Raw genomic sequence first — 19,585 nt, 5'->3', positions numbered from 1 at the left:
TGTCGGAGGTCATAGTCAGAGCTGGACCCAGCCTGCGGGCGGCTCCTTGCCCGGATGCACCGCCCCGCAGTTCGGGCATGTGCGCAACGCCTTGTGGTTGTAGAAGTTGGCGTAGATCGGGGGCAGGTCATCGACGATCGATTCCAGATCGACCTCGGCGCGATGCACGAGATGCGTGCACTCGAAGCAGTACCATTCCACCGCATCCAACGCGCCTTCAGGACGGGAGGGCTCGATCACGAGGCCGATGGAGCCTTCCTGCGGGCGCTGCGGGGAGTGGCGGACATGGGGCGGCAGGAGGAAAATATCGCCTTCGCGGATCGGCACGTCGTAGAATTCGCCGGTCGAGGTATCGTGCAGCTTGAGAAGCATGTCGCCCTTCAGCTGATAGAAGAACTCCTCGACCGGATCGTCGTGATAGTCGGTGCGCTTGTTTGGCCCGCCGACAATGGTCACCATCAGGTCGGCATTCTTCCATATCTGCTGATTGCCGACCGGCGGCTTCAGCAAATGCTTGTGCTCGTCGATCCATTTCTGCAGATTAAAGGCGCTCAGTTTGCTCATCTCATCCTCTCCTGGTGGCTCAGGCAAGTTTCAGTCCGCAGGCCTCGAAAGCCTCGCGGGTTTGGTGCTTCTGTCCTTCGGTCAATTCGAGGAGCGGCTGCCGCACCGGACCACCGGCCTGGCCCAAAAGTTCCTGCCAATATTTTTGATGGGAATGCAGCTTCTCTGCCGGACGGGTCCGTCGGATCGCATCGCGAACGGGCTGAAGACTGGCGCTGACTGCGCGCGCCTCTTCCGCCTTGCCGGCAAAGGCCAGATCGGTGTAGTCGCGCATCCGCCGATCTGCCTTGGTCTGCAGCGTGTAGGGCGGCGATGAGCAGAGATAAAGCTGCCAGTTCAGTTCGAGAATATTGTCGAGCCACTCCTCCTCGGAGGCTGTCGACACAAGGATACGATCGCCGGCAAGCGCGGTCAGATTCTTGTACATGTCTCGCGGCACCGAATATTTGATCGCTACGACCGTTTCGATATCGGCAAGGCGATTACACAGTTCCGGGCTCATCAGGTAGCCGCTGTCGGGATGCGACCAGAGCGCTATGCCGATGTCCACTTTCGACGCGATGGTTTCATAGTAGCGGGTTAGCGTTTCGTCCTGTGCCTTCAGGAAATGCAACACCGGAGCATGAACGACGATGTAGTCGGCGCCGCAGGCTTGCGCGTGCTTTGCAAGGTCGATCACCACGTCATGTTCTGATCCGAGCAGGACATGATGGTCTGCGCCTTGTCGCCAGCCATCTCGACGGACAGATCGAACATGCGCTTGCGCTCGTCGATGGACATAGAGAAGAACTCGCCCTGCTTGCCGGCGATGAACAGCCCATCGATGCCAAGATCGTTTATCCAGTGATCTACGTTGCGGCGGTAGAGGTCCTCGTGGATCGAGCCGTCAGCATGGAACGGTGTGTTGGCGGCAGCCCAGACGCCGCGCATTGTGGCGCGGGAATGGGCCTTGGCATCCTTGCGAGTGTATTTCATATGCGTTCCTCATCGTCGTCCGGCACCGGACGGTAGTGTGCTTGTCTAAGAGGGTGGCCCGTTCTGGCGCGGCAAACCTGGCTCAGGCAGTGCTCATGGCCGCCCAAAAACATCTCCTCCCCTCAATCACTGCCGTGACAAATCCTGTGACATCGGGCCCCATTTTTTTTCATGTGTGAAGGCGAACATTCGGTATATATTCATGAAGGATAGGACATAAGTGAGTTTGCCGATGCGCCCGACTTTGCGTCAAATCGAATCCTTCAAGGCTGTGGTCGAGTTGGGAAATTTCTCCCGCGCGGCCGAGAGTATGCAGACCTCTCAAGCCAATCTCTCGCATACGATCCGCGATCTCGAATTGGTGCTAGGTGCAAGGCTTTTCGACCGCACGACCCGGCGGGTCGATATGACCGACGCCGGGCGTGCCTTCGCAACCGGTGCCCTTGCCGGCCTGAACGAAATCGATCGCGCAGCCGAATATGTGCGCGACCTCAGCAGCCTGAAGCGCGGCCTCGTGCGAATTGCCGCGCCACCGCTTATCGCCGGCACGATCCTGCCGCGGGTTCTACGCGAGGTTGCGGCTGCACATTCCGAGCTGGTCCTGCGCATCGAGGATGTCAGCACTGACATCATTGTCGAGCAGGTAAGAAGCGGCCGCTGCGATCTCGGTGTCGGCACTTTCTCGCCGGGCGAAGCGGGGCTCGACTCTCAGCCGGGGCTGCAGGATAGCCTGATGGTTTTCTGCACCCCCGATGACGAATTCGCCGGACGCCAGCAGATCCGCTGGGCCGAGCTTCGAGATCACCAGATCATCACACTGACGCGTGAGAGCAGCATTCGATTGCTGACCGAGTTCGGCTTCGAGTCGGCCGGGCTGCCGCTGCGGCCCCAACTGGAAGTGCACCAGATAAATACGGCTCTTTCGCTGGCCGAAAACGGCGCCGGGATAGCGATCCTGCCTGCTTATTCGCTGGCGGCGCTGAAGGGCCGCAGCATCGTAGCGCGTCCCTTGGTCGAACCGGCCATCGTACGCGAGGTGCGGCTTGTCACCGCCCGCGACCGCGCGCCCTCAGCCGCCACAATCGCCACCCGAAACATCCTGCGCCGTGTACTGCGCGAGATGGTACCCGAGGTGGTTTGAACGGCTGTCAGCACGGCTCGGCGCGAACCCGGGAAGCTCCCGGTATCGACGCCCATTCCGATCTCGAGCTGCTGCCTAGTTTGCATTTGGCAGGCCGATCGCATCCGCCATGCAACGGCCAGAAACCTGAGACAATCTCAAATGGACGGAGATTGACGGCTCTCTAGTTCAATTTCTTCGCAGGATCTTGTCCATCATTTTTCCCTGCGCCAGCTCATCAATCAGTTTATCCAGATAGCGAATTTCTCGCATGGTTGGCTCCTCGATATCCTCCACGCGGACACCGCAAACAACGCCCTTGATCAAGGCTCGCGACGGATTGATTTGGGGGGCCTCTGCGAAGAATGTTTCAAAATCAGTCTGTTTTTCCAGTTGATCCTTTAGATCTTTCTGATCATAGCCCGTAAGCCAAGAAATGACGTGATCAACCTCTGCTTTTGTACGTCCCTTTTTCTCTGCTTTCGCGACGTAGAGAGGATAGATGCTTGCGAAGGCGGTCGTATAGATCCGGTGCTTTGCCATGAGTGTCTACTCCTGAGCTCCTTGCCGAGTTAAGCTGGAGTTGGCCGATTTGGCCAGCCACTCCGGGAGAAGGCGAGCCGAGCGGTCGCTGATCGCATTTCGATCCCCATATCGGCATCTCTAGTCCGGCTATCCACCAGCCTCACCTCTCTTGGCTGCTCCACTTTGGGCCGAGACCAGCCGTCAAATTGTGGGAGCTTTATTGCCGGCTCTAGGTTATCCGATTGCTGAGGGTGTTCGAAGGGGAGTCCCGACCAATGAGCGTAGCATTTGCCAAGGAGGAAAGCGCCGAGGCAGCATCGGAAACCATCCTGCCGGCTCGCCCCATCTCCGACCGGATCAACCTCGTCACCGAGGCGGGTCTCAAGATGCTGCAAGATGAATTGGCCCGCGCCCAGCAGACTCTCGACGCAGCCAACGTGCTGGAAGATGTCAACGAGCGGCGAAGGCAGGCGGCGGTTCCGCTTCGAGACATGCGCTATTATGCCGAGCGCGTCCGAACGGCCCAGCTGATGCCGATGCCTGCATCCAATGAAGTGGTCGCCTTCGGTCACACCGTTACGTTCGAGCGCGATGACGGCCGCACCCAGACCTTCCGCATCGTCGGTGAGGATGAAGCCAACCCGTCTGAAGCTTCAATATCGCATGGCTCACCGGTTGCCATCGCGCTGATTGGCAAAACCGTTGGCGACGTTGTGCAGCTAGGGCAGCACGGACTCGAAATCCTGTCGATTTCTTAGCTGGATAGCGGGGTACGACGCACGACCGAATTGCAGGCATCTTCTGTTGCCTCGCCATGATCAGCCACTTTGCATCGCTGGCTGCCCCGACGTGACCCAAACGTGAACGAGGTTTCGAACCCGGAACCGGCAGTGCGTTTGCCGAGATGGGGAACCTCGAACGCACTGCCGGCAGACACCTGGAATTGGGAACGCGCGGCGCACCGGGAGGCGGAGCCGCCCGTGACCGTCATTTCCTTCCGCTCGGGCGTGCGTAGTCCGGCTTGATCTCGCCATCGATCGCCGCGAAGAGGTCGCCGTCCTATTGCCGACGGGCCTGCGCTCAGTCATTCTCCACCTCAAGTTGCGACCGCTTGTTCGACCCGCATCTTGGAGACTTCATGAACGAAGCAGGACTGCTTGCCACGCTGAAATTCGATACGCGCGAGTTGCCGGTCGAGCACCAGTTTGAGGCATGGCGCTCCTTCCACGCTTCGGTGATCGACGTCTCCATAAGTCCAGAAGCGCGGCAGGGTTTCATCTTCGAGCAGCAAATCTGGGACCTGGGCAAGCTCGCCTTCACCACGTCGTACATGCCTGGTCCCAAAGTGCCGCGCAAATGGCATCATCTGGGCAAGGATCCACTCGACCACTGGTGCCTCGTGCTGCCGGAAAGCGCAATGCATGCCGCGCAGGATCAAAACGTCCCTCGCCGCCAGGTCCATTTCCGCTCGCTTGGTCGCCCTTATGATGGCGCAGCAGCAGATTCGAGCGTGTCTACCGTCTACATCCCGCGCGACCTGCTGCGGCCTCTGGCAGGCGTACTCGACAAGCACCCAGGGAGTGTCAGCCCGGACGGTCTGGGCGGGCTGCTCGCCGACTTCCTGATCTCATTCGAACGCCGGCTGCCACACATACCGGGACATGAGGTGCCCAAGGCCATCGAGGCGATGCGCGCGATGATCTCAGCCTGCCTGGCGCCGACAGCTGACCGTGTCGCCGAAGCTCAGGGCCATATCGCGGCAACGATGCTCGAGCGTGCCCGCCAGATGATCCACAACGAGCTTCAAGCTCCCGATCTCGGGCCGGACAAGCTGTGCCGGCAACTCGGCCTCTCGCGTTCAAAACTCTACGTCCTTTTTGAGCCGCTGCACGGAGTGGCGCGCTACATCCAGCGCCAGCGGCTGTTGGCAGCCTACAAGGAGCTGTCTGACCCCAATTCGATGACGAGTATCGCTCGGATCGCCGAGAGGCTGTGTTTCGCAGACGCTGCGACATTCAGTCGGTCCTTTCGAAGCGAAATGGGCTGTGCCCCAAGCGAAGTCAGGGCGGCAGCGGCTGTCGGACTGCCCTTGGCGCCGAAACGGCTGCCGCTCAAACTGCTCAACCAGGTGGTAAGCCTCGGCGAAATTCTGCAGTATCTGCAGGTGTAGGCTTGATCTGCAGGTGAACGCATAGCTGCGTCCGGTCGCCCTGGACTTAACGTGACGGCTCTTACCGGACACATTGCGTATCGATGGAATTTCTGAACAGCAATCAACAAGTTCGCCACCTCGCCGTCTGTACTAATGCGCAGATGGATGGCAGCCTCACCAAAGATGTCCGATGCTCCTGACATCATTGTTGAGGGTGAATGCCTGCTGGCCTGCGTTTTTCGCTGCTGTATGCCGCGCTGTTCTTTGAACTCGGCATCAACTTGCCATTCTTTCCGGTGTGGCTGCGTTCGCAGCACCTCGATGATGGCCGCATCGGCATCATACTGGCCATGCCGCTCCTGGCGCGCGTTGTTGCCAACCCGGTGGTCACGGCTGTCGCCGACCGGCAGGCGCGCCTGAGTGGCGCGCTTCTGATATGTGCCGCGGCGGTTGCGATCGGCACGCCCCTGCTCGGGGCAACAAGCACCTTCCTGCCGATCCTGCTGCTCGTCGCAGCGATCGGCCTCGCACAAGGTCCGCTCATCGCCTTGGCCGACGCCGTCACGCTGCGCGCCACGCGCACGACAGTGCCGGCCGTTGACTACGGTCGCGTCAGGCTGTGGGGTTCGATCGCGTTCGCCATGGCCAACATTTCCGGTGGCGTGCTGCTCATGTGGTTCGAGCCGGATATGATCATATGGCTGCTCACCGCCTCGGCCTTGCTGACGACCCTGACCGCCTTGACCGTCGCAAGGCTGCCGTCGACGCGCCACAGCGAGCGCCACGCCTTTCGACCAAGCGGCAGCGCCGGCCCCCTTATCGTCCTCGTCGTGATTGGAGCGGCCTGTGTTCAGGCAAGCCACGGGCTGATCTACGCCTTCGGAACGCTGCACTGGCACTCTACAGGCATCGGCAAGGGCATGACAGGAATGCTCTGGGCCTTGGGGGTAGTTTCGGAGATCGCCGTGTTTGCAATCGCCGGGCGTCTCGTCGGCAATGCCAGAGCTGCGATGTTCCTGCTATTGTTGGGGGCTGCGGTCGCGACCGGCCGCTGGCTGTGCATGGCATTCGACCCCAACGTCGAACTGCTTGCCGTTTTCCAGCTTACCCATGGCTTCACCTTCGGCGCAACGCATGTGGGAAGCATCGTGGTGCTGGCCCAGTTGGCTGCGCCCGCGATGCAGGCGCAGGTCCAGGGATGGCTTGCCGGCGCGTGGGCCGGCCTGATGGCGCTGCTGACCGCGCTTTGCGGTCAGGTCTATGCCGGCTGGGGCGAGCGGACCTACCTTCTCATGGCTGGCGTGGCAGCGACCGGCATGGTGCTGATCGCGGTTGCCGCGCTTTCCGTCGGGCGCAGCCGGCGCCAGCTGCAAGTTCTCAAAATCTAACTCTGCAGGCGCCTGAGAAGATGGCCGAGCCGCTCGACCGGTTCAAGGGAGGCCAGGTCGGCGACCGGTCTCGCCGGTATGGCGCCCAGGCCGCGTGTCCTGACTTCGCTCGGGCTGTAGCCGAACTCGCGCCGAAAGGCCCGGCTGAATTCCGCGCCATCGTTGAACCCGCGCTGTTCGGCGATCTCGAAGATACGCCGGGTCTCGGTCGGGTCGGCGAGCTTCGAATGAGCATCGACCCGACGCCGGTGCAGGATGTAGCGCATCACACCACCGCTGGGCTCGAACAGGCGATAGAGCCTGGTACGCGAAATGCCGAGCGCACGGCACAGCATGTCATTGTCGAGGTTCGGGTTGTAGAGATTGGCATTGATGTATTGCCGCGCCCGCTCCAGCAGCATGTTCGAAACCGGTGCCCTCGCCTCGTCGAGATGATCGGGTGAAGGCGCGATGCAGGCCAGGATCATGGCGCGCGTCGCTGCTGCCACGCCGGGGAGGTCGGCAACCGTCAACGTCGGCAGGCGTTTGGCAAGGCCGACGATGTAATCGGCGAGCAAGCAGCCCATGCCGCCACCGAGGGTCGAGAACTCCGCCAGGCTCAAGGCGCCGGAATGCTCCTGGAAGAAATCCCTCGGGATGAGCAGCATCAGCATGTGGCTGTCGGTGACATGCCCGTCGAAAGGCTGCCCCAGGGAATGGAGCTGTACCGCGCCGACGCCGCCGTCAAAGGCCCGGCTGCCGGCGACGGTGCTTGCCGCCCCATCGAGGAACAGCGTCATCATCCAGTGATCGAGCGTGTCCCGGCGCACATGGTTGGGCAAGCTGGCGAAGTTCAGCGCCCCGGTGCTGATCGAGGTGAAGGCGAGACAACCGAGGTCCCAGATCACCTGCCTGCCATCGATCACCTCGGGCGAGTTGCCGGTTGGCGTGAGGTCGAGCATCGTCGCAAAGTTATGCCGCCAGGCGTCGAACTGGTCGGCCCGCGCCACATCATCGGTCGAAAATTCGAAATGAGGAATAGGCCCGTCTTGCTGACCGGCCGAGGCGAGAAAACCATCCTGGTTCTCCGGCGCAAAGCTTCTACCAGCAGCAACCATGCCAACCCCCTCGTTGGGACGCGCATCTCGTCCCGGTGGCGTTTTCAGGAGCCGTCAGCGCTGGCTTGAGACTTAGGTCCGTGCTCAAGCTGGCCTAGGAGACACCTGCACTCATGATCCTTCGCGTGCACATATCATAGCGCGCGCGAAGGTTTGTTCAACGAGGCCGAAACATGACGGTTAATGCCGATGGTTGGCCGGTAGGCTGCGACAGGGACGGCCGTCTCAATCCTTGCGCTCGACCTGCGCCTCCAGCTTCTCTGTCTTGCCCGACGCAAGGAGTGCTGCGATCCAGCGGGACGATGGTGCCTGGGCGCAATAGACGATGAAGGCGATCAGGATCGGCACGCCGATGAAGGCGCCCGAGATGCCCCACATGAAGCTCCAGAAGAACACGGCGAAGATGACCGCGAAGGGTGATATCGCCAGCGAAGCCCCCGTGAGGATGGGTTCGAGATAGCTGCCGATCATGAACTGGATCAGGTTGAGGCCGATGAACACGACGAAGGCCATCTGCCACGACTCGAACTGCGCAATCGCGAACAGGGTCGGAAACATGGTCGCGAAGAACGGTCCGAGAAACGGAATGTAGTTGAGCGCGAAGGCAATGGCGCCCCAAGCCGCCGCGAGCTCCAGCCCGGCCACCAGTGCAAAGCCCCAGACCACGAGGCCTGTCAGCACGCTGGCGAAGGTGCGCACGGCCATGAAGCGGCGCAGCTTGATGCCGATCTCGCGATTGGCGGCGCGAATGCGGGCGCCATATGGCTGGGCGGCGGGAGATTCCAGGCGCCGGTTGAAGTCCTCGACCTCGAGCAGTCCAAGCATCACCAGCACGAAGACCAGCAACGCCAGCCCGGCAAAGCTGTTCAGGCGGCCGGCAATGCCCTGGGTGAAACCAACCAGCCAGTTGACGTCGAAGCGGTCGGCGAGCGGCCCGGCAACAGCCACGCCGCGCTCTTCCAGCCATTCGGTCCAGTCGACGTAGATCGCCTGGAACCTGCTGGCATTGACGAACAGCCATTGGCCGAGCCGACCGAAGCCCCAGACCACGGACGAGCCGACGGCGACAACGATCGCGATCGTAGTTGAAAGCGTGATGAACAGTGCCAGCAGCCGGGGCAGGAACCGCTGAAGCGCGGCCTGGATCGGCCAGACCAGGGCTATGATGAACAGCGACACCACGAGCGGAACGAAGATCGCATCTCCCACCCGCAGCAGTGCGAGCACCAGGATGCCGGTGGCAAGATATGCGTTCATGCTGCCGTTGCCCCGCCCCGCTGCCCATTTCCCGACTTCAACTGCCTCGATCGGATCATCTGGATGCACTGTCGTCAACGGCAGCGGCCTTCATGCACGACCCGGAAATTGCCGGCGCGCGCCAGGCAGCTGTTGGAGAAGGTGCGCCACCTTGCGCCGCTGACGGCGCAGACCGGCAGATAGATCGCTGGGCAGGCAGTCTGCTGCTGCTCGGGCCTGCGGCACTGGCCGTTATGGATCACGCGGAAGCCGTCGGCGCGAGCCATGCAGGAATTGGAGAAGGTACGGGTGCGGTCGCCGCGCTGTCCGCATACGGGCGCATATTCGAATGTGCATGCCTGCGGGCGCGACGTGCCAGGACCGGGGCCCGGCGACTGGGGAACGCAGGCCGTCAGCATGCCCAAAGCCATGAGCAGCAATGCAGCAGGATTTGCAAACAGGCGGTTCATGATGGCCAACTCCCCTGTGTCAAACAATCAAACAACCGGTTCCGCGCAGCGTGGCGGCGGATGCAACGGGCCGGGCTGCGGCCCGTTGCGATGTCCAGGCTAAGACCCTCAGCTAGCCGGCGCGGCAGATGCCTTCTGCAACGCGTCACGCAGGGCCTGCTCCTTGGTCTCGTCGAGCGAGGTCTTGAGCACCACACCGCCGAAGCCCGCGATCTCCTTCAGCACCTTGTCGGCGGTCATTTCCTTGACCAGCACGAACAGCGCGCCATTGCCGGGCTGCAGGCTGCCCGAAAGCTCCTTCATGAAGGCGTCGTTGATGCCGAAGTCGCTCATCGCACCGCCAAGCCCGCCAGACGCGGCACCAACGGCGACACCGAGCAGCGGGTTGAGGAACAGCACGCCGACGAGCAGGCCCCAGAAGCTGCCTGAGACGGCGCCGGCGGCCGTGGTGTTGACCAGTTGGTTCAGCTTGATCTTGCCGGCATCGTTCTTGGTTGCGATGACCGCGTCGCTGAGCGTGATGAGATATTGTTTCTGCAGCTCGAAAAGGCGCTCGCGCACTTCTTCGGCCTTGGCTTCGGTCGGGTACACGATGACGATCAGGTCAGACATGGTAACTCCTTTTGCTTCAAGATCGGACGATGCGAAGCGTGTTGCACAGCAGCATAGCCTGCGGGCAAGAGCCGGGGATTAGCGGTGCGTCCCAACGCTTTGCATTGCGTTTCATTTTGAGCGCCTCGACTTAAGGTCAAGACCCTCGCCGCCCGCCTTGTCGTAGAAACTGACGCTCACGCGGGCATCGGCCAGGCGCCGGTAGAGTCTCTTTTTTTGGGCTATCGGCCACCAGTCATAGAGAAATATCTCGAGCGGGCGCCACAGCGCCACCCAACCGACGATGATGAGACCTTCCTCGACGAAGTGCCCGATGCGGCCATAGGATGTGAGGGCGACAAACACCTGGCCCAACAGCAGGCAAAAGCCAAGCACGCCAAGCCCGATCAGCAACGCCCGTCGGCCGATGCGGAACTCATCGGACAGTTCGCGCGCCACGACGCCGGCGCGGTAGCCGAAATAGTTGGACAATGACGCGTCGAGGCCACGAACCTCGGCACTGTCGGCTACCGCCGCAGGCAGGTGAATCCTGATTTCCAGCGGCCGGTCGGCGGGCAGTTCACTTGCCCAGCCGCAAATGTACTCGTCCGCGTCCCGCGCCAGATCCCGTTCCCGGAACGGAAACGGGTCCATCGTCTCGAACAGTTGCGACACGTCCTCGAGGCGGATTTCAATGGCACCGCCCTGCCCGTCCGCCGGAAAGTCATCGGTCTCCATGCGAATGCTCAGGCTGGCACACTGGCAGGCTGGGCCGTTGCCTGCGGTGCAGGCGATGCCGGCCGTTCCTCCGGAATGCGGAACCAAAGCACGTAGAGAGCAGGCAGGAAGATCAGCGTCAGCACGGCGGCCACCACCAGACCGCCGATGACGGTGAAGGCCAGCGGCGCCCAGAACGGATCGCGGATGATCGGCAACATGCCGAGAATGGTCGAACCCGCGGTCAGGAACACCGGGCGGACACGTTCGGCCGTGACGTCGATGACGCTCTGCCAGCACATCCCGCTGCTCTCCAGCCGGTTGTCCATCTGGTCGATGAGCACCACCGAGTTTCGCGTGATCATGCCGATCAGGGCGATCATGCCGAGCACGGCGATAAAGCCGACAGGAATGTTGGTGATCAGCATCACCAGCACGACGCCGATCAAGCCAAGCGGCACCACGCTGATGACGAGCAGCAGCTTCTGGATGCTCTGGAGCTGGAACATCAGGATGATGACCATGACGATCGCCATCAGCGGGATCATCTCCAGCACCGATCCCATGCCGGTCTCGGCGCCTTCGACCGAGCCGCCGACCTCGATCCGGTAATTCGGATTGTCTTGGCGCAGCTTGTCGATCGCAACAGAGGCCTGGTCGACGACGCTGTCGGCCATCACGCCTTCCGCTACGTCGGCTTGCACTGTGATCGTGGTTTCGCGGTCGCGCCGCCAGATGATCGGCTGGGTGGTGCGGTATTCGATGTTGGCGATGCTGGCCAGCGGGATCGTCTGGTTCGGTCCTACCGGGATCTGCAGCGAGCGCAGCGTTTCGACATTGGCACGCTCGTCAGCCGCGGCGCGGGCAACGACGTTGACCAGGTAGATGGAATCGCGGACCTGCGTGATCGGCAATCCCGACGCCGTGGCAAACAGCGTCTGGCTGATGGCGGCCGAGTTCAGGCCGACGAGGCGCGCCCGATCCTGGTCGACTTCGATCACCACCTTCCGGATCGGCTCGTTCCAGTCGAGATTGGGAGTGATGACGCCGCTGACATTGCCGACGGCGTCGGCGACCTTCCAGGCGAGGCTGCGGACACCGGCAACGTCGGGGCCGATGACGCGATACTGGACCGGCCAGCCCACGGGCGGCCCCATCTCCAGCGGCGAGACACGGGCGATGATGTCGGGGAACTGCTGGTCGAGTTCGCTTTGCAGCCTTGCCTGCAGGCCGTCGCGCGCCTCGACGCTCTTGGCGATCACCACCGCCTGGGCACGGAACGGCGCCGGCGCCTGGATGTCCATGGGCAGGTAGAAACGGATGGCATCCGAGCCGACATAGAAGCTCCAGCTGACGACGTCGCTGTCGGAGGCGAGCAGCTTTTCGACCTTGTCCACCTCGGCCGAAGTCGCCTGAAGCGACGCACTTTGCGGCAACACCAGTTGCAGCATCAGTTCCGGACGATCGGAAGGCGGGAAAAACTGCCGCTTCATCAGCGGCGCAGCAAGCAGCGCCACGACGAACAGCGCGACCGTGCCGGCGACGACAATGTAGCGCATCCGGATGCAGGCAAGGAGTAGCTTCTTGAAGCCTCGCGCCAGACCGCCCTCGCCCCTGTTTACCGACTTTGCGCCCGACTTCAGCACAGCCAGACCGACGATCGGCGTCAGCAGCACCGCGATCAACCAGGAGACGATGAGTGCGACCGCAATGACCACGAACAGCGAACGCGCATATTCGCCCGATACGCTGCGGGCGAGCCCGACGGGGATGAAGCCGGCGATGGTGACAAGCGTGCCGGCAAGCATCGGAAATGCCGTCGACGTATAGGCATATGACGCGGCTTTTACGCGGTCGTAGCCTTCGTCGAGCTTGGCCATCATCATTTCGACCGCGACCATGGCGTCGTCGATCATCAGCGTCAGCGCGATGATGAGCGCCCCCAGGGACACGCGTTGCAGGGCGATACCGCTGATCTCCATGGCCAAAAAGGTCATGCACAGGACGAGCGGGATCGAGACCGCAACGGCGATGCCGGCGCGGAAGCCAAGCGCCAGGAAGCTGACGCCGAGCACGATGATGACGGCCTGGGTCAGCGAGACGGTGAAGCCCCTGATGGCGCTGGTGACGACCTCCGGCTGGCTCGCGACATGGACGAGGTCGATGCCGAGCGGCAGGTCGTGCTCGAAGCGGGTCATCACCTGCTTGATGTTGCGGCCGAGTTCGAGAATGTCGCCGCCTGAGGCCATGGAAACGGCAATGCCGATGGCGGGCTTACCCTTGACGCGGAACATCGGCTGGGGGGGATCGACCGTGCCGCGCGTGACGGTTGCGATGTCGCCCAGCCGCACGAAACCCGAGGAAGTCGGGATGTTGATCTCGCGGATGTCGTTTTCGTCGCGAAGGTCGCCCGACACTTCGAGGATGGTGCGGTCGGTTGCCGATGTCATGGTGCCTGCCGGCATCACGGCATTCTGCGCCTGGATCGTGCTCATCACCGTCGCCGGGCTGATGCTCAGGCTTGCCAGACGCTGGGTCGAGAACTCGATGTAGATGGTCTCGTCCTGCGTGCCGAGCATCTCGACCTTGCCGATATTGTGGACACGCAGCAGCCGGCTGCGCGCCTCATAGGCCCAGTCGCGCAGTTCGCGATCGCTGAAGTCGGTCGACTGCAGCGCATAGATGATACCGAAGGTGTCGCCGAACTCGTCGTTGAAGAAGGGGCCGCGCACGCCAGCCGGCAAGGTGGCCTGGATGTCGCCGACCTTCTTGCGGACCTGGTACCAGATGTCGGCGACCTCATCCGGCGCGGTCGAATCCTCGAGCGAGACATAGATGATCGACTGGCCAGCACTGGTCAGGCTGCGCAGCGTGTCGAGCCGCGGCACTTCCTGCAGCGTCCGTTCCAGCCTGTCGGTTACCTGGTCGACCGTCTGCTCGATGGTGCCGCCCGGCCAGACGGCGTGAACCAGCATGGTCTTGACGGTGAAGTCGGGATCTTCGCTGCGCCCGAGGTTCAGGAATGAAAATGCCCCGGCGATGGCGCCAAGCACCATCAGGAAGACGATGAGCCCCTGCCGCTTGATGGCCCATTCCGAGAGGTTGAAGCCGCCCTCGTTCATTTGGCAGCCCCGAGAAGGCGCACTGACATGTCAGGGCGAAGCTGCTGCACGCCGGCCACCACGACATTGTCGCCGTCCTGCAAGCCCTTGGCGACGAGGAAGTCGCTGGTTTCGAAACGATGGACCTCTATCGACACCAGCTTCGTGGTATTCGTCTTGGGATCCACCACCCAGACGGCCGGCTGGCTGCCCTGGTTGAACAGGGCCGTCATCGGAAGCCTGGCAACCGGGTCACCGGCAACCTGTACCGTGCCGCGCACGGCGCTGCCGAAGCGGAAGTCGTCAGGCACCGTCTCCAGCCCGACCCGGACCGTGAAGTTGCGGGTCACCGGATTGGCGACCGGAGAAATCTCGCGGACGGCGCCGATTGCCTTGCTGTTTGGATTGCTGAGCAGGCGCGCCTCGACGCGGACATCGCGGCTGGCCGACTGGATCGTTGCCTCCGGCACCTGGAAGACCGCGTCCTTGTCGACGAGTTGCGCGACACGCACGATCATCTGCCCGCCACCGACAACCTGGCCGACATCGCCGCCCACCGCGGTGACCACGCCCGCGGCGTTGGACTTCAGCACGCGGTTGTCGAGATTGTTCTGGGCGACGCGCACGGCGGCCTGCGCGGCGTCGACGCCTGCCCGCGCGGCGTTTGCCTGGGCGGTCGCCGCATCAAGTGCTGCGCGGCTGATGGTGCGCGGATAAAGCTGCTCCTGCCGCCTGCGCGTCTGGTCGGCATTGTCGAAATTCGATTGCGCCGCAAACAGATTGGCCTCGGCCTTGCGCACGGCATCCTGGGCATCTTCTGTGTCCAGCCGCGCCAGAACGGCGCCGACCTCGACGCGGTCGCCGACATCCACGTCGCGCTCCCTGATCTCGCCACCCTGCCGGAAACCGAAATTGGTTTCGGTGCGCGGCTGCACGTCGCCGACGAGCGAGCCGAACGTGTCCTCTGCGCTGAAGGAGACGGCAACCGTCTTGACCGGACGCGGTGGCAGTTCGACTGCCTCCTCGGACCGCTGGCAGGCGGCGACAAGCAGCGAAGTTGTGGCTACAGCGGCTAGCCCAAGGAGGCGCCTGCTGGTGGAAGACGGACGTGATGCCATTTCGGGTTCCTCATCGACCCAAAACCAGCGCACGGCTTTCGCCGCACGCTGGAGGGACAAGCACAGAAGATGACGTCAGTAGTCGACTGCGTCGCGGATGATCGGGCAGGTCATGCAGTGACCGCCGCCACGGCCGCGGCCAAGCTCGGCGCCGGTGATGGTGATGACCTCGATGCCTTCCTTGCGCAGCAGCGTGTTGGTGTAGGTGTTGCGGTCGTAGGCGAAGACGACGCCGGGCGAAGCGCAGACGAGGTTGGCGCCGCTGTCCCACTGGGTGCGCTCGCGCATGTAGTCGTTGCCGCCGGTCTCGACGACGCGCATCTTCTTGAGGCCGAGCGAGTCGCGCACCGTCTCGACGAAGCTGCCCTTGTCCTTGTGCAGTTCGACGCCGCCATTGCCGTCGGGGCGATAGGAGAAGGCGGCGATGCCGTTGACGATGTCGGGATAGAGCAGCACGCAATCGCGGTCTGCGAAGGTGAAGACGGTGTCGAGATGCATCGCCGCGCGCAGCTTGGGCATCGCCGCAACGATGACACGCTCGGCGGCTCCCTTCTCGAACAGGGCAGCGGCAACCTGGCTGATCGCCTGGCGCGAGGTGCGCTCGCTCATGCCAATGAGCACGTTGCCCTTGCCGATCGGCATGACGTCGCCGCCTTCAAGCGTGGCCAGTCCCCAATCCTTGGTCGGGTCGCCCCACCAGACATTGACCTTGCCGGCGAAGTCGGGGTGGAACTTGTAGATCGCGGTGGTGAGGATCGTCTCCTCGTGGCGAGCCGGCCAGTAGAGCGAGTTGAGCGTCACGCCGCCATAGATCCAGCACGTGGTGTCGCGGGTATAGAGCGTGTTGGGCAGCGGCGGCAGGAGATATTCGTTGACGCCTGCCGCGTCGCGGATCAGCACCAGCTGTTCGCCGCCGACGGCCTCGGGGAACTCATGGGTCGAGAGGCCGCCGATCAGGGTTTCGGCGAGCTCGCGATCAGTGAGCCCTTCGAGATAGGAGCGGACTTCGTCGAGCAGGCCAAGGCCGATCTGGTTCGGCGACACCTGATGGTCGAGAATCCACTTCTTGGCCTCGGGATTGGCAACCGTTTCGGCCAGCAGGTTGTGCATCTCGACCACCTCGACGCCGCGGTCGCGCATCTTGGTCATGAAGTCGAAATGGTCGCGTTTTGCGTTGTCGACCCAAAGCACGTCGTCGAAGAGAAGATCGTCGCAATTGGAGGGCGTCAGGCGCTGGTGGGCCCGGCCGGGCGCACACACCATGACCTTGCGAAGCTGGCCAACTTCCGAATGAACGCCGAGGGGAGTGCCGTTTGTCATGACGTTTCTGCCTTTCTGTTCAATGTGTGATGGTGCCGGTCAGCAGACCGTAGACGCCGACCAGTCCGGCAATCAGGGTGACGGCGAACACGATGAGCTCGGTTGGGGTGAACAACTGCAGTTTCTGTTCGCGGCGTGCCCAGAAGTAGAGGATCGTACCCGGCACGAAGAGGACGGCGACGAGCAGCACGTATTTCAGCCCGGCGGCGACGAACATGAAAATGGTGTAGATCGCCGCTATCCAGGCGATGACCTGATCCCGTCCGCGTTCGCCCTGGGATGTTTCGTAGCCCTCCCCGCTGCGCGCGATCAGGATGCCGTAGCCAGCGACCAAAAGGTAAGGGAGCAGCGCAGTCACGCTCGTCATGTCGAGCATGAAGTTGAAGGCGTCGCGGGACCAGTAGGTGGAGATCACGAACAGCGACACGACGATGTTCGTCAGCCACAAGGCATTGGCCGGCACCCGATTGCCGTTCTGGGCGGCGAAGAGCTTCGGCATGTCGTTGGACTTGGCAGCGGCAAAGAGCACTTCGGCGCAGATCAGCGACCAGGCGAGGTAGGCGCCCAGCACCGACACCAGGACACCGATGGAGATGAAGACGGCGCCCCAATGTCCGACAACGGCCTCGAGAACGCTCGCCATCGACGGCTGCTGGACGGCGGCGATCCCCGATTGCGGCATCGCTGCGTAGGGCAGCAAGGTCACTGCCACCATCAGGCCGGTGACGCCGACGAAGCCCAGGATCGTTGCCCTGCCGACGTCGGAGCGTTCCTTGGCGAAGCGCGAATAGACGCTCGCGCCTTCGATGCCGAGGAAGACGAACACGGTGATCAGCATGGTGTCGCGCACCTGAGCGATCAGCGTCTTGGCCGGCATGTCGGCGCCGCCGAAGAAATTCTCGGAGAACTGGGTGTAGTTGAAGGCGAAGACCAGCGCGAGGATGAACACCAGGATCGGCACGATCTTGGCAATCGTGACGATGGTGTTGATGAACGTGGCCTGCTCGACGCCGCGCAGGATCATGAAATGGAATGCCCATATGCCGATCAGCGACACGATGATTGCGGTGGCGCTGCTGCCGTCGCCGAACATGCCAGGGAAGAACCGCCCCAGCGTCGAACCGATCAGAACCCAGTAGAAGACGTTGCCGAGGCAGCTGCCGAGCCAATAGCCGAAGGCCGACAGGAACCCCATGTAGTTGCCGAAGCCCGCCTTGGCATAGGCGAACACGCCGGAGTCGATGTCCGGTTTCTTCTCGGCCAGCGCCTGGAACACCCGCGCCAGCATGTACATACCGGTTCCCGCGATTGCCCATGCGATGATGGCGCCGAACGGACCTGTCGCTGCACCGAAGCGGCCGGGCAGGTTGAAGATGCCCGCACCGACCATCGATCCCACGACCATGGACGTAAGTGCAAACAGCGACAGCTTCTGATTATCGCTTGAAGCCATGGTCCCCCTCCTGGCAGCGAACCCATGTCCGCGATCGAGATGCGAAAGAAATTCAGGATCAACTATAGGATTGCAGGGGTGGGGCTGTGATCAGCATGGAATCCCATGTCTATGCTCCGCGTCCCAAAGTTGTGCAGCGCAAAGGATCAGGAACCGAAGCCGCCATCCGGAAAAGATCGCGCCAATCAAGCAGATGCTCGAATACCGTACAGTTGCTTCTGAGAATGCGCTGCAGGTCGCGGCCATGCCGGGCGCCTTGCGCCTGCGGCGTTGCAACTACCAAGCGACGGGCATGCGCAGGGACTGCTGTCGGCGTTGGCTAAACAACGATGAGACCTGTGGCGATGCCGTAGATCGCAGCCGCCGCGCCGACAGCCTCAACTACGAACATCACCGTCTCCACAGGCGTGAACACCCTGCGCCCCTGCTCCATGCGCGCCATGAGGAAGAGGATCGTGCCGGGCCCGTAGATGGCAGCCGAGAGCAGCAAGTGCTTGGCGCCCGCCGCATAGATGAGGAAGGCCGTGTAGACCAAGGCGATCGCAGCAACGGCGAACTCGCCACGCCGCGCGGCCGGGTCTTTTTCGTAGCTCTCGCCGGTCCAGGCCAGCTTGAAGCCGTAGGCGGCGACCAGAAAATACGGAATGAGGATCATCGAACTGGTCAGTTCGAGCGCCAGCCGGAAGGCATACTGGGCAAAGAGCGTAAGGATCAGGAAGGTCTGGACGACCGCATTGGTGAGCCACAGCGCGTTCGACGGCACGCCATTCTTGTTCTCATGCGCGAGGAAGCGCGGCATGGTTTCGTTGCGGGATGCAGTGAACAGGATTTCGGCCGCCAGCAGCACCCAGGACAGGTAGGCGCCGGCAACCGAAATCAGCAGGCCGACGCTGACGAACTTCGCGCCCCATGGCCCCACCACCGCCTCCAGCACGCCAGCCATCGACGGATTACGCAAGGCTGCCAGATCGGGGCGCAGCATGACACCGTAGGACAGGATCGTTACCAGCACGAGCAGGCAAAGCACACCAAGGAAGCCGAGCAGCGTCGCCACGCCGACGTCGCGGCGGTTGCGGGCGTAGCGCGAGTAGACGCTCGCGCCCTCGATGCCGACGAAGACGAATACCGTCACCAGCATCGTGCCCCGGACCTGGCTTGCGACACTGCGCAGGCTGACGTCCTCGCCGCCCCAGAAGTTGGCCGCGAAGATGTCGGCGCTGAAGCCGTAGATGACAAAGACGATGAACAGGAAGATCGGGATGATCTTGGCAAAGGTGACGATGGTGTTGATCGCCGCCGCTTCCTTGACGCCGCGCAGGATCAGCGAGTGCACGGTCCACAGCAGCATCGACGAGATGACGATGGCCGTGATGGTGTTGCCGTCGCCGAACACCGGAAAGAACAGCCCCAGCGTCGACTTGATCAGCACGAAATAAGAGACGTTGCCGAGAAGCGCCGCCGACCAGTAGCCGAGAGCGGAGAGAAAGCCGAGATAGTTGCCGAAGCCGGCCTTGGCATAGGCGTAGATGCCGGCGTCGAGATCGGGCTTGCGGCGCGACAGCGTCTGGAACACGAAAGCCAGCATCAGCATGCCGACGCCGGCGATGGTCCAGGCGATCAGGGCACCGAACGGCCCGGTCTCGCGACCGAAGGCCTGCGGCAGCGAAAAGATGCCGGCGCCGACCATCGAGCCGACGACCATCGCCATCAGCGTCCAGACCGAGAATTTCTGCTGAGTGGCTAAGTTCATCGAATCGT

The 19,585-nt window shown here is 62.4% G+C and carries 18 protein-coding genes; 4 read left to right on the top strand and 14 right to left on the bottom strand.

The genetic code is table 11. The features are described from left to right. Window positions 1–15: 15 nt before the first annotated feature. From CO731_RS13055 to CO731_RS29510, 3 genes are read right to left on the bottom strand one after another with little or no spacing between them, the layout of a single operon-like run. A complete protein-coding gene (locus tag CO731_RS13055; protein ID WP_108607468.1) occupies window positions 16–564 on the bottom strand; it encodes a 3-hydroxyanthranilate 3,4-dioxygenase in 549 nt (182 codons plus the stop codon). Between the two features lie 19 nt (window positions 565–583). Next, entirely contained in the window at window positions 584–1,243 is a 660-nt protein-coding gene (locus CO731_RS13050; protein ID WP_256371668.1) for a dihydrodipicolinate synthase family protein, read from the bottom strand. After that, window positions 1,240–1,539: a dihydrodipicolinate synthase family protein gene (locus CO731_RS29510; protein WP_256371667.1), complete on the bottom strand. Its 300-nt coding sequence runs from the start codon at window positions 1,537–1,539 to the stop codon at window positions 1,240–1,242. The genes CO731_RS13050 and CO731_RS29510 overlap by 4 nt, the downstream gene beginning before the upstream one ends. A 220-nt stretch (window positions 1,540–1,759) precedes the next feature. Here CO731_RS29510 and CO731_RS13045 point away from each other — a divergent pair, with 220 nt between their 5' ends. Continuing rightward, window positions 1,760–2,680 carry a LysR family transcriptional regulator gene (locus CO731_RS13045; protein WP_245439772.1) on the top strand — a complete coding sequence of 307 codons (921 nt, stop codon included), beginning with the start codon at window positions 1,760–1,762 and terminating at the stop codon, window positions 2,678–2,680. A 168-nt stretch (window positions 2,681–2,848) separates the two neighbouring features. On the opposite strand, the gene CO731_RS13040 is transcribed toward CO731_RS13045, so the two are convergent. After that, window positions 2,849–3,202 (bottom strand): DUF2200 domain-containing protein, encoded by a 354-nt coding sequence (locus tag CO731_RS13040; protein ID WP_108607466.1) that lies wholly within the window; start codon window positions 3,200–3,202, stop codon window positions 2,849–2,851. Between the two features lie 257 nt (window positions 3,203–3,459). On the opposite strand from CO731_RS13040, the gene greA reads away from it, so the two are divergent. From greA to CO731_RS13025, 3 genes are all read left to right on the top strand, one after another. Further along, a complete protein-coding gene (greA, locus tag CO731_RS13035) occupies window positions 3,460–3,942 on the top strand; it encodes a transcription elongation factor GreA (protein WP_108607465.1) in 483 nt (160 codons plus the stop codon). A 380-nt stretch (window positions 3,943–4,322) separates the two neighbouring features. Beyond that, on the top strand, window positions 4,323–5,354 hold the full coding sequence (locus tag CO731_RS13030) for a helix-turn-helix domain-containing protein (protein ID WP_108607464.1): 1,032 nt from the start codon (window positions 4,323–4,325) through the stop codon (window positions 5,352–5,354). 200 nt (window positions 5,355–5,554) lie between these two features. Next, the gene (locus CO731_RS13025) at window positions 5,555–6,724 is read left to right on the top strand and encodes an MFS transporter (protein WP_108607463.1); all 1,170 of its coding nucleotides are present in this window, start codon (window positions 5,555–5,557) and stop codon (window positions 6,722–6,724) included. On the opposite strand, the gene CO731_RS13020 is transcribed toward CO731_RS13025, so the two are convergent. The 10 genes from CO731_RS13020 to CO731_RS12975 all read right to left on the bottom strand — a co-directional run bounded on the left by CO731_RS13020 (window position 6,721) and on the right by CO731_RS12975 (window position 19,577). Beyond that, entirely contained in the window at window positions 6,721–7,821 is a 1,101-nt protein-coding gene (locus CO731_RS13020; protein ID WP_108607462.1) for an AraC family transcriptional regulator, read from the bottom strand. The genes CO731_RS13025 and CO731_RS13020 overlap by 4 nt on opposite strands. Before the next feature lie 225 nt (window positions 7,822–8,046). Then, window positions 8,047–9,078, bottom strand: a complete 1,032-nt coding sequence (locus CO731_RS13015) for an AI-2E family transporter (RefSeq protein ID WP_108607461.1) — start codon at window positions 9,076–9,078, stop codon at window positions 8,047–8,049. A 74-nt stretch (window positions 9,079–9,152) separates the two neighbouring features. Next, entirely contained in the window at window positions 9,153–9,527 is a 375-nt protein-coding gene (locus CO731_RS13010; protein WP_108607460.1) for a Kazal-type serine protease inhibitor domain-containing protein, read from the bottom strand. A 108-nt stretch (window positions 9,528–9,635) separates the two neighbouring features. Then, a complete protein-coding gene (locus CO731_RS13005; RefSeq protein WP_108607459.1) occupies window positions 9,636–10,139 on the bottom strand; it encodes a DUF1269 domain-containing protein in 504 nt (167 codons plus the stop codon). Window positions 10,140–10,250: 111 nt separating this feature from the next. Further along, window positions 10,251–10,856 carry a hypothetical protein gene (locus CO731_RS13000; protein ID WP_108607458.1) on the bottom strand — a complete coding sequence of 202 codons (606 nt, stop codon included), beginning with the start codon at window positions 10,854–10,856 and terminating at the stop codon, window positions 10,251–10,253. A gap of 8 nt (window positions 10,857–10,864) precedes the next feature. Next, entirely contained in the window at window positions 10,865–13,957 is a 3,093-nt protein-coding gene (locus tag CO731_RS12995; RefSeq protein ID WP_108607457.1) for an efflux RND transporter permease subunit, read from the bottom strand. Then, window positions 13,954–15,054: an efflux RND transporter periplasmic adaptor subunit gene (locus CO731_RS12990; RefSeq protein ID WP_108609816.1), complete on the bottom strand. Its 1,101-nt coding sequence runs from the start codon at window positions 15,052–15,054 to the stop codon at window positions 13,954–13,956. Before CO731_RS12990 ends, CO731_RS12995 begins: the two co-directional genes overlap by 4 nt. A 75-nt stretch (window positions 15,055–15,129) precedes the next feature. Next, on the bottom strand, window positions 15,130–16,374 hold the full coding sequence (gene arcA, locus CO731_RS12985) for an arginine deiminase (RefSeq protein WP_108607456.1): 1,245 nt from the start codon (window positions 16,372–16,374) through the stop codon (window positions 15,130–15,132). Window positions 16,375–16,393: 19 nt separating this feature from the next. Then, on the bottom strand, window positions 16,394–17,827 hold the full coding sequence (locus tag CO731_RS12980; RefSeq protein WP_108607455.1) for a basic amino acid/polyamine antiporter: 1,434 nt from the start codon (window positions 17,825–17,827) through the stop codon (window positions 16,394–16,396). Between the two features lie 319 nt (window positions 17,828–18,146). Next, the gene (locus tag CO731_RS12975) at window positions 18,147–19,577 is read right to left on the bottom strand and encodes a basic amino acid/polyamine antiporter (RefSeq protein ID WP_108607454.1); all 1,431 of its coding nucleotides are present in this window, start codon (window positions 19,575–19,577) and stop codon (window positions 18,147–18,149) included. Window positions 19,578–19,585 lie beyond the last annotated feature (8 nt).

Source organism: Aminobacter sp. MSH1 (genome assembly GCF_003071665.1).
Classification (GTDB): domain Bacteria; phylum Pseudomonadota; class Alphaproteobacteria; order Rhizobiales; family Rhizobiaceae; genus Aminobacter; species Aminobacter niigataensis.
Note: the sequence above shows the minus strand (reverse complement) of the source record. Positions and strands in the feature narration are given on the sequence as shown.

Coding starts and splice junctions, on each gene's coding strand:
- CO731_RS13030 (WP_108607464.1), top strand. CDS start 4,323: ATGAACGAAGCAGGACTGCTTGCCACGCTGAAATTCGATACGCGCGAG.
- CO731_RS12980 (WP_108607455.1), bottom strand. CDS start 17,827: ATGGCTTCAAGCGATAATCAGAAGCTGTCGCTGTTTGCACTTACGTCC.
- CO731_RS13040 (WP_108607466.1), bottom strand. CDS start 3,202: ATGGCAAAGCACCGGATCTATACGACCGCCTTCGCAAGCATCTATCCT.
- greA (WP_108607465.1), top strand. CDS start 3,460: ATGAGCGTAGCATTTGCCAAGGAGGAAAGCGCCGAGGCAGCATCGGAA.
- CO731_RS12990 (WP_108609816.1), bottom strand. CDS start 15,054: ATGGCATCACGTCCGTCTTCCACCAGCAGGCGCCTCCTTGGGCTAGCC.
- CO731_RS13015 (WP_108607461.1), bottom strand. CDS start 9,078: ATGAACGCATATCTTGCCACCGGCATCCTGGTGCTCGCACTGCTGCGG.
- CO731_RS13020 (WP_108607462.1), bottom strand. CDS start 7,821: ATGGTTGCTGCTGGTAGAAGCTTTGCGCCGGAGAACCAGGATGGTTTT.
- CO731_RS12975 (WP_108607454.1), bottom strand. CDS start 19,577: ATGAACTTAGCCACTCAGCAGAAATTCTCGGTCTGGACGCTGATGGCG.
- CO731_RS13005 (WP_108607459.1), bottom strand. CDS start 10,139: ATGTCTGACCTGATCGTCATCGTGTACCCGACCGAAGCCAAGGCCGAA.
- CO731_RS13010 (WP_108607460.1), bottom strand. CDS start 9,527: ATGAACCGCCTGTTTGCAAATCCTGCTGCATTGCTGCTCATGGCTTTG.
- CO731_RS13055 (WP_108607468.1), bottom strand. CDS start 564: ATGAGCAAACTGAGCGCCTTTAATCTGCAGAAATGGATCGACGAGCAC.
- CO731_RS13000 (WP_108607458.1), bottom strand. CDS start 10,856: ATGGAGACCGATGACTTTCCGGCGGACGGGCAGGGCGGTGCCATTGAA.
- arcA (WP_108607456.1), bottom strand. CDS start 16,374: ATGACAAACGGCACTCCCCTCGGCGTTCATTCGGAAGTTGGCCAGCTT.
- CO731_RS13025 (WP_108607463.1), top strand. CDS start 5,555: ATGCCTGCTGGCCTGCGTTTTTCGCTGCTGTATGCCGCGCTGTTCTTT.
- CO731_RS12995 (WP_108607457.1), bottom strand. CDS start 13,957: ATGAACGAGGGCGGCTTCAACCTCTCGGAATGGGCCATCAAGCGGCAG.
- CO731_RS29510 (WP_256371667.1), bottom strand. CDS start 1,539: ATGAAATACACTCGCAAGGATGCCAAGGCCCATTCCCGCGCCACAATG.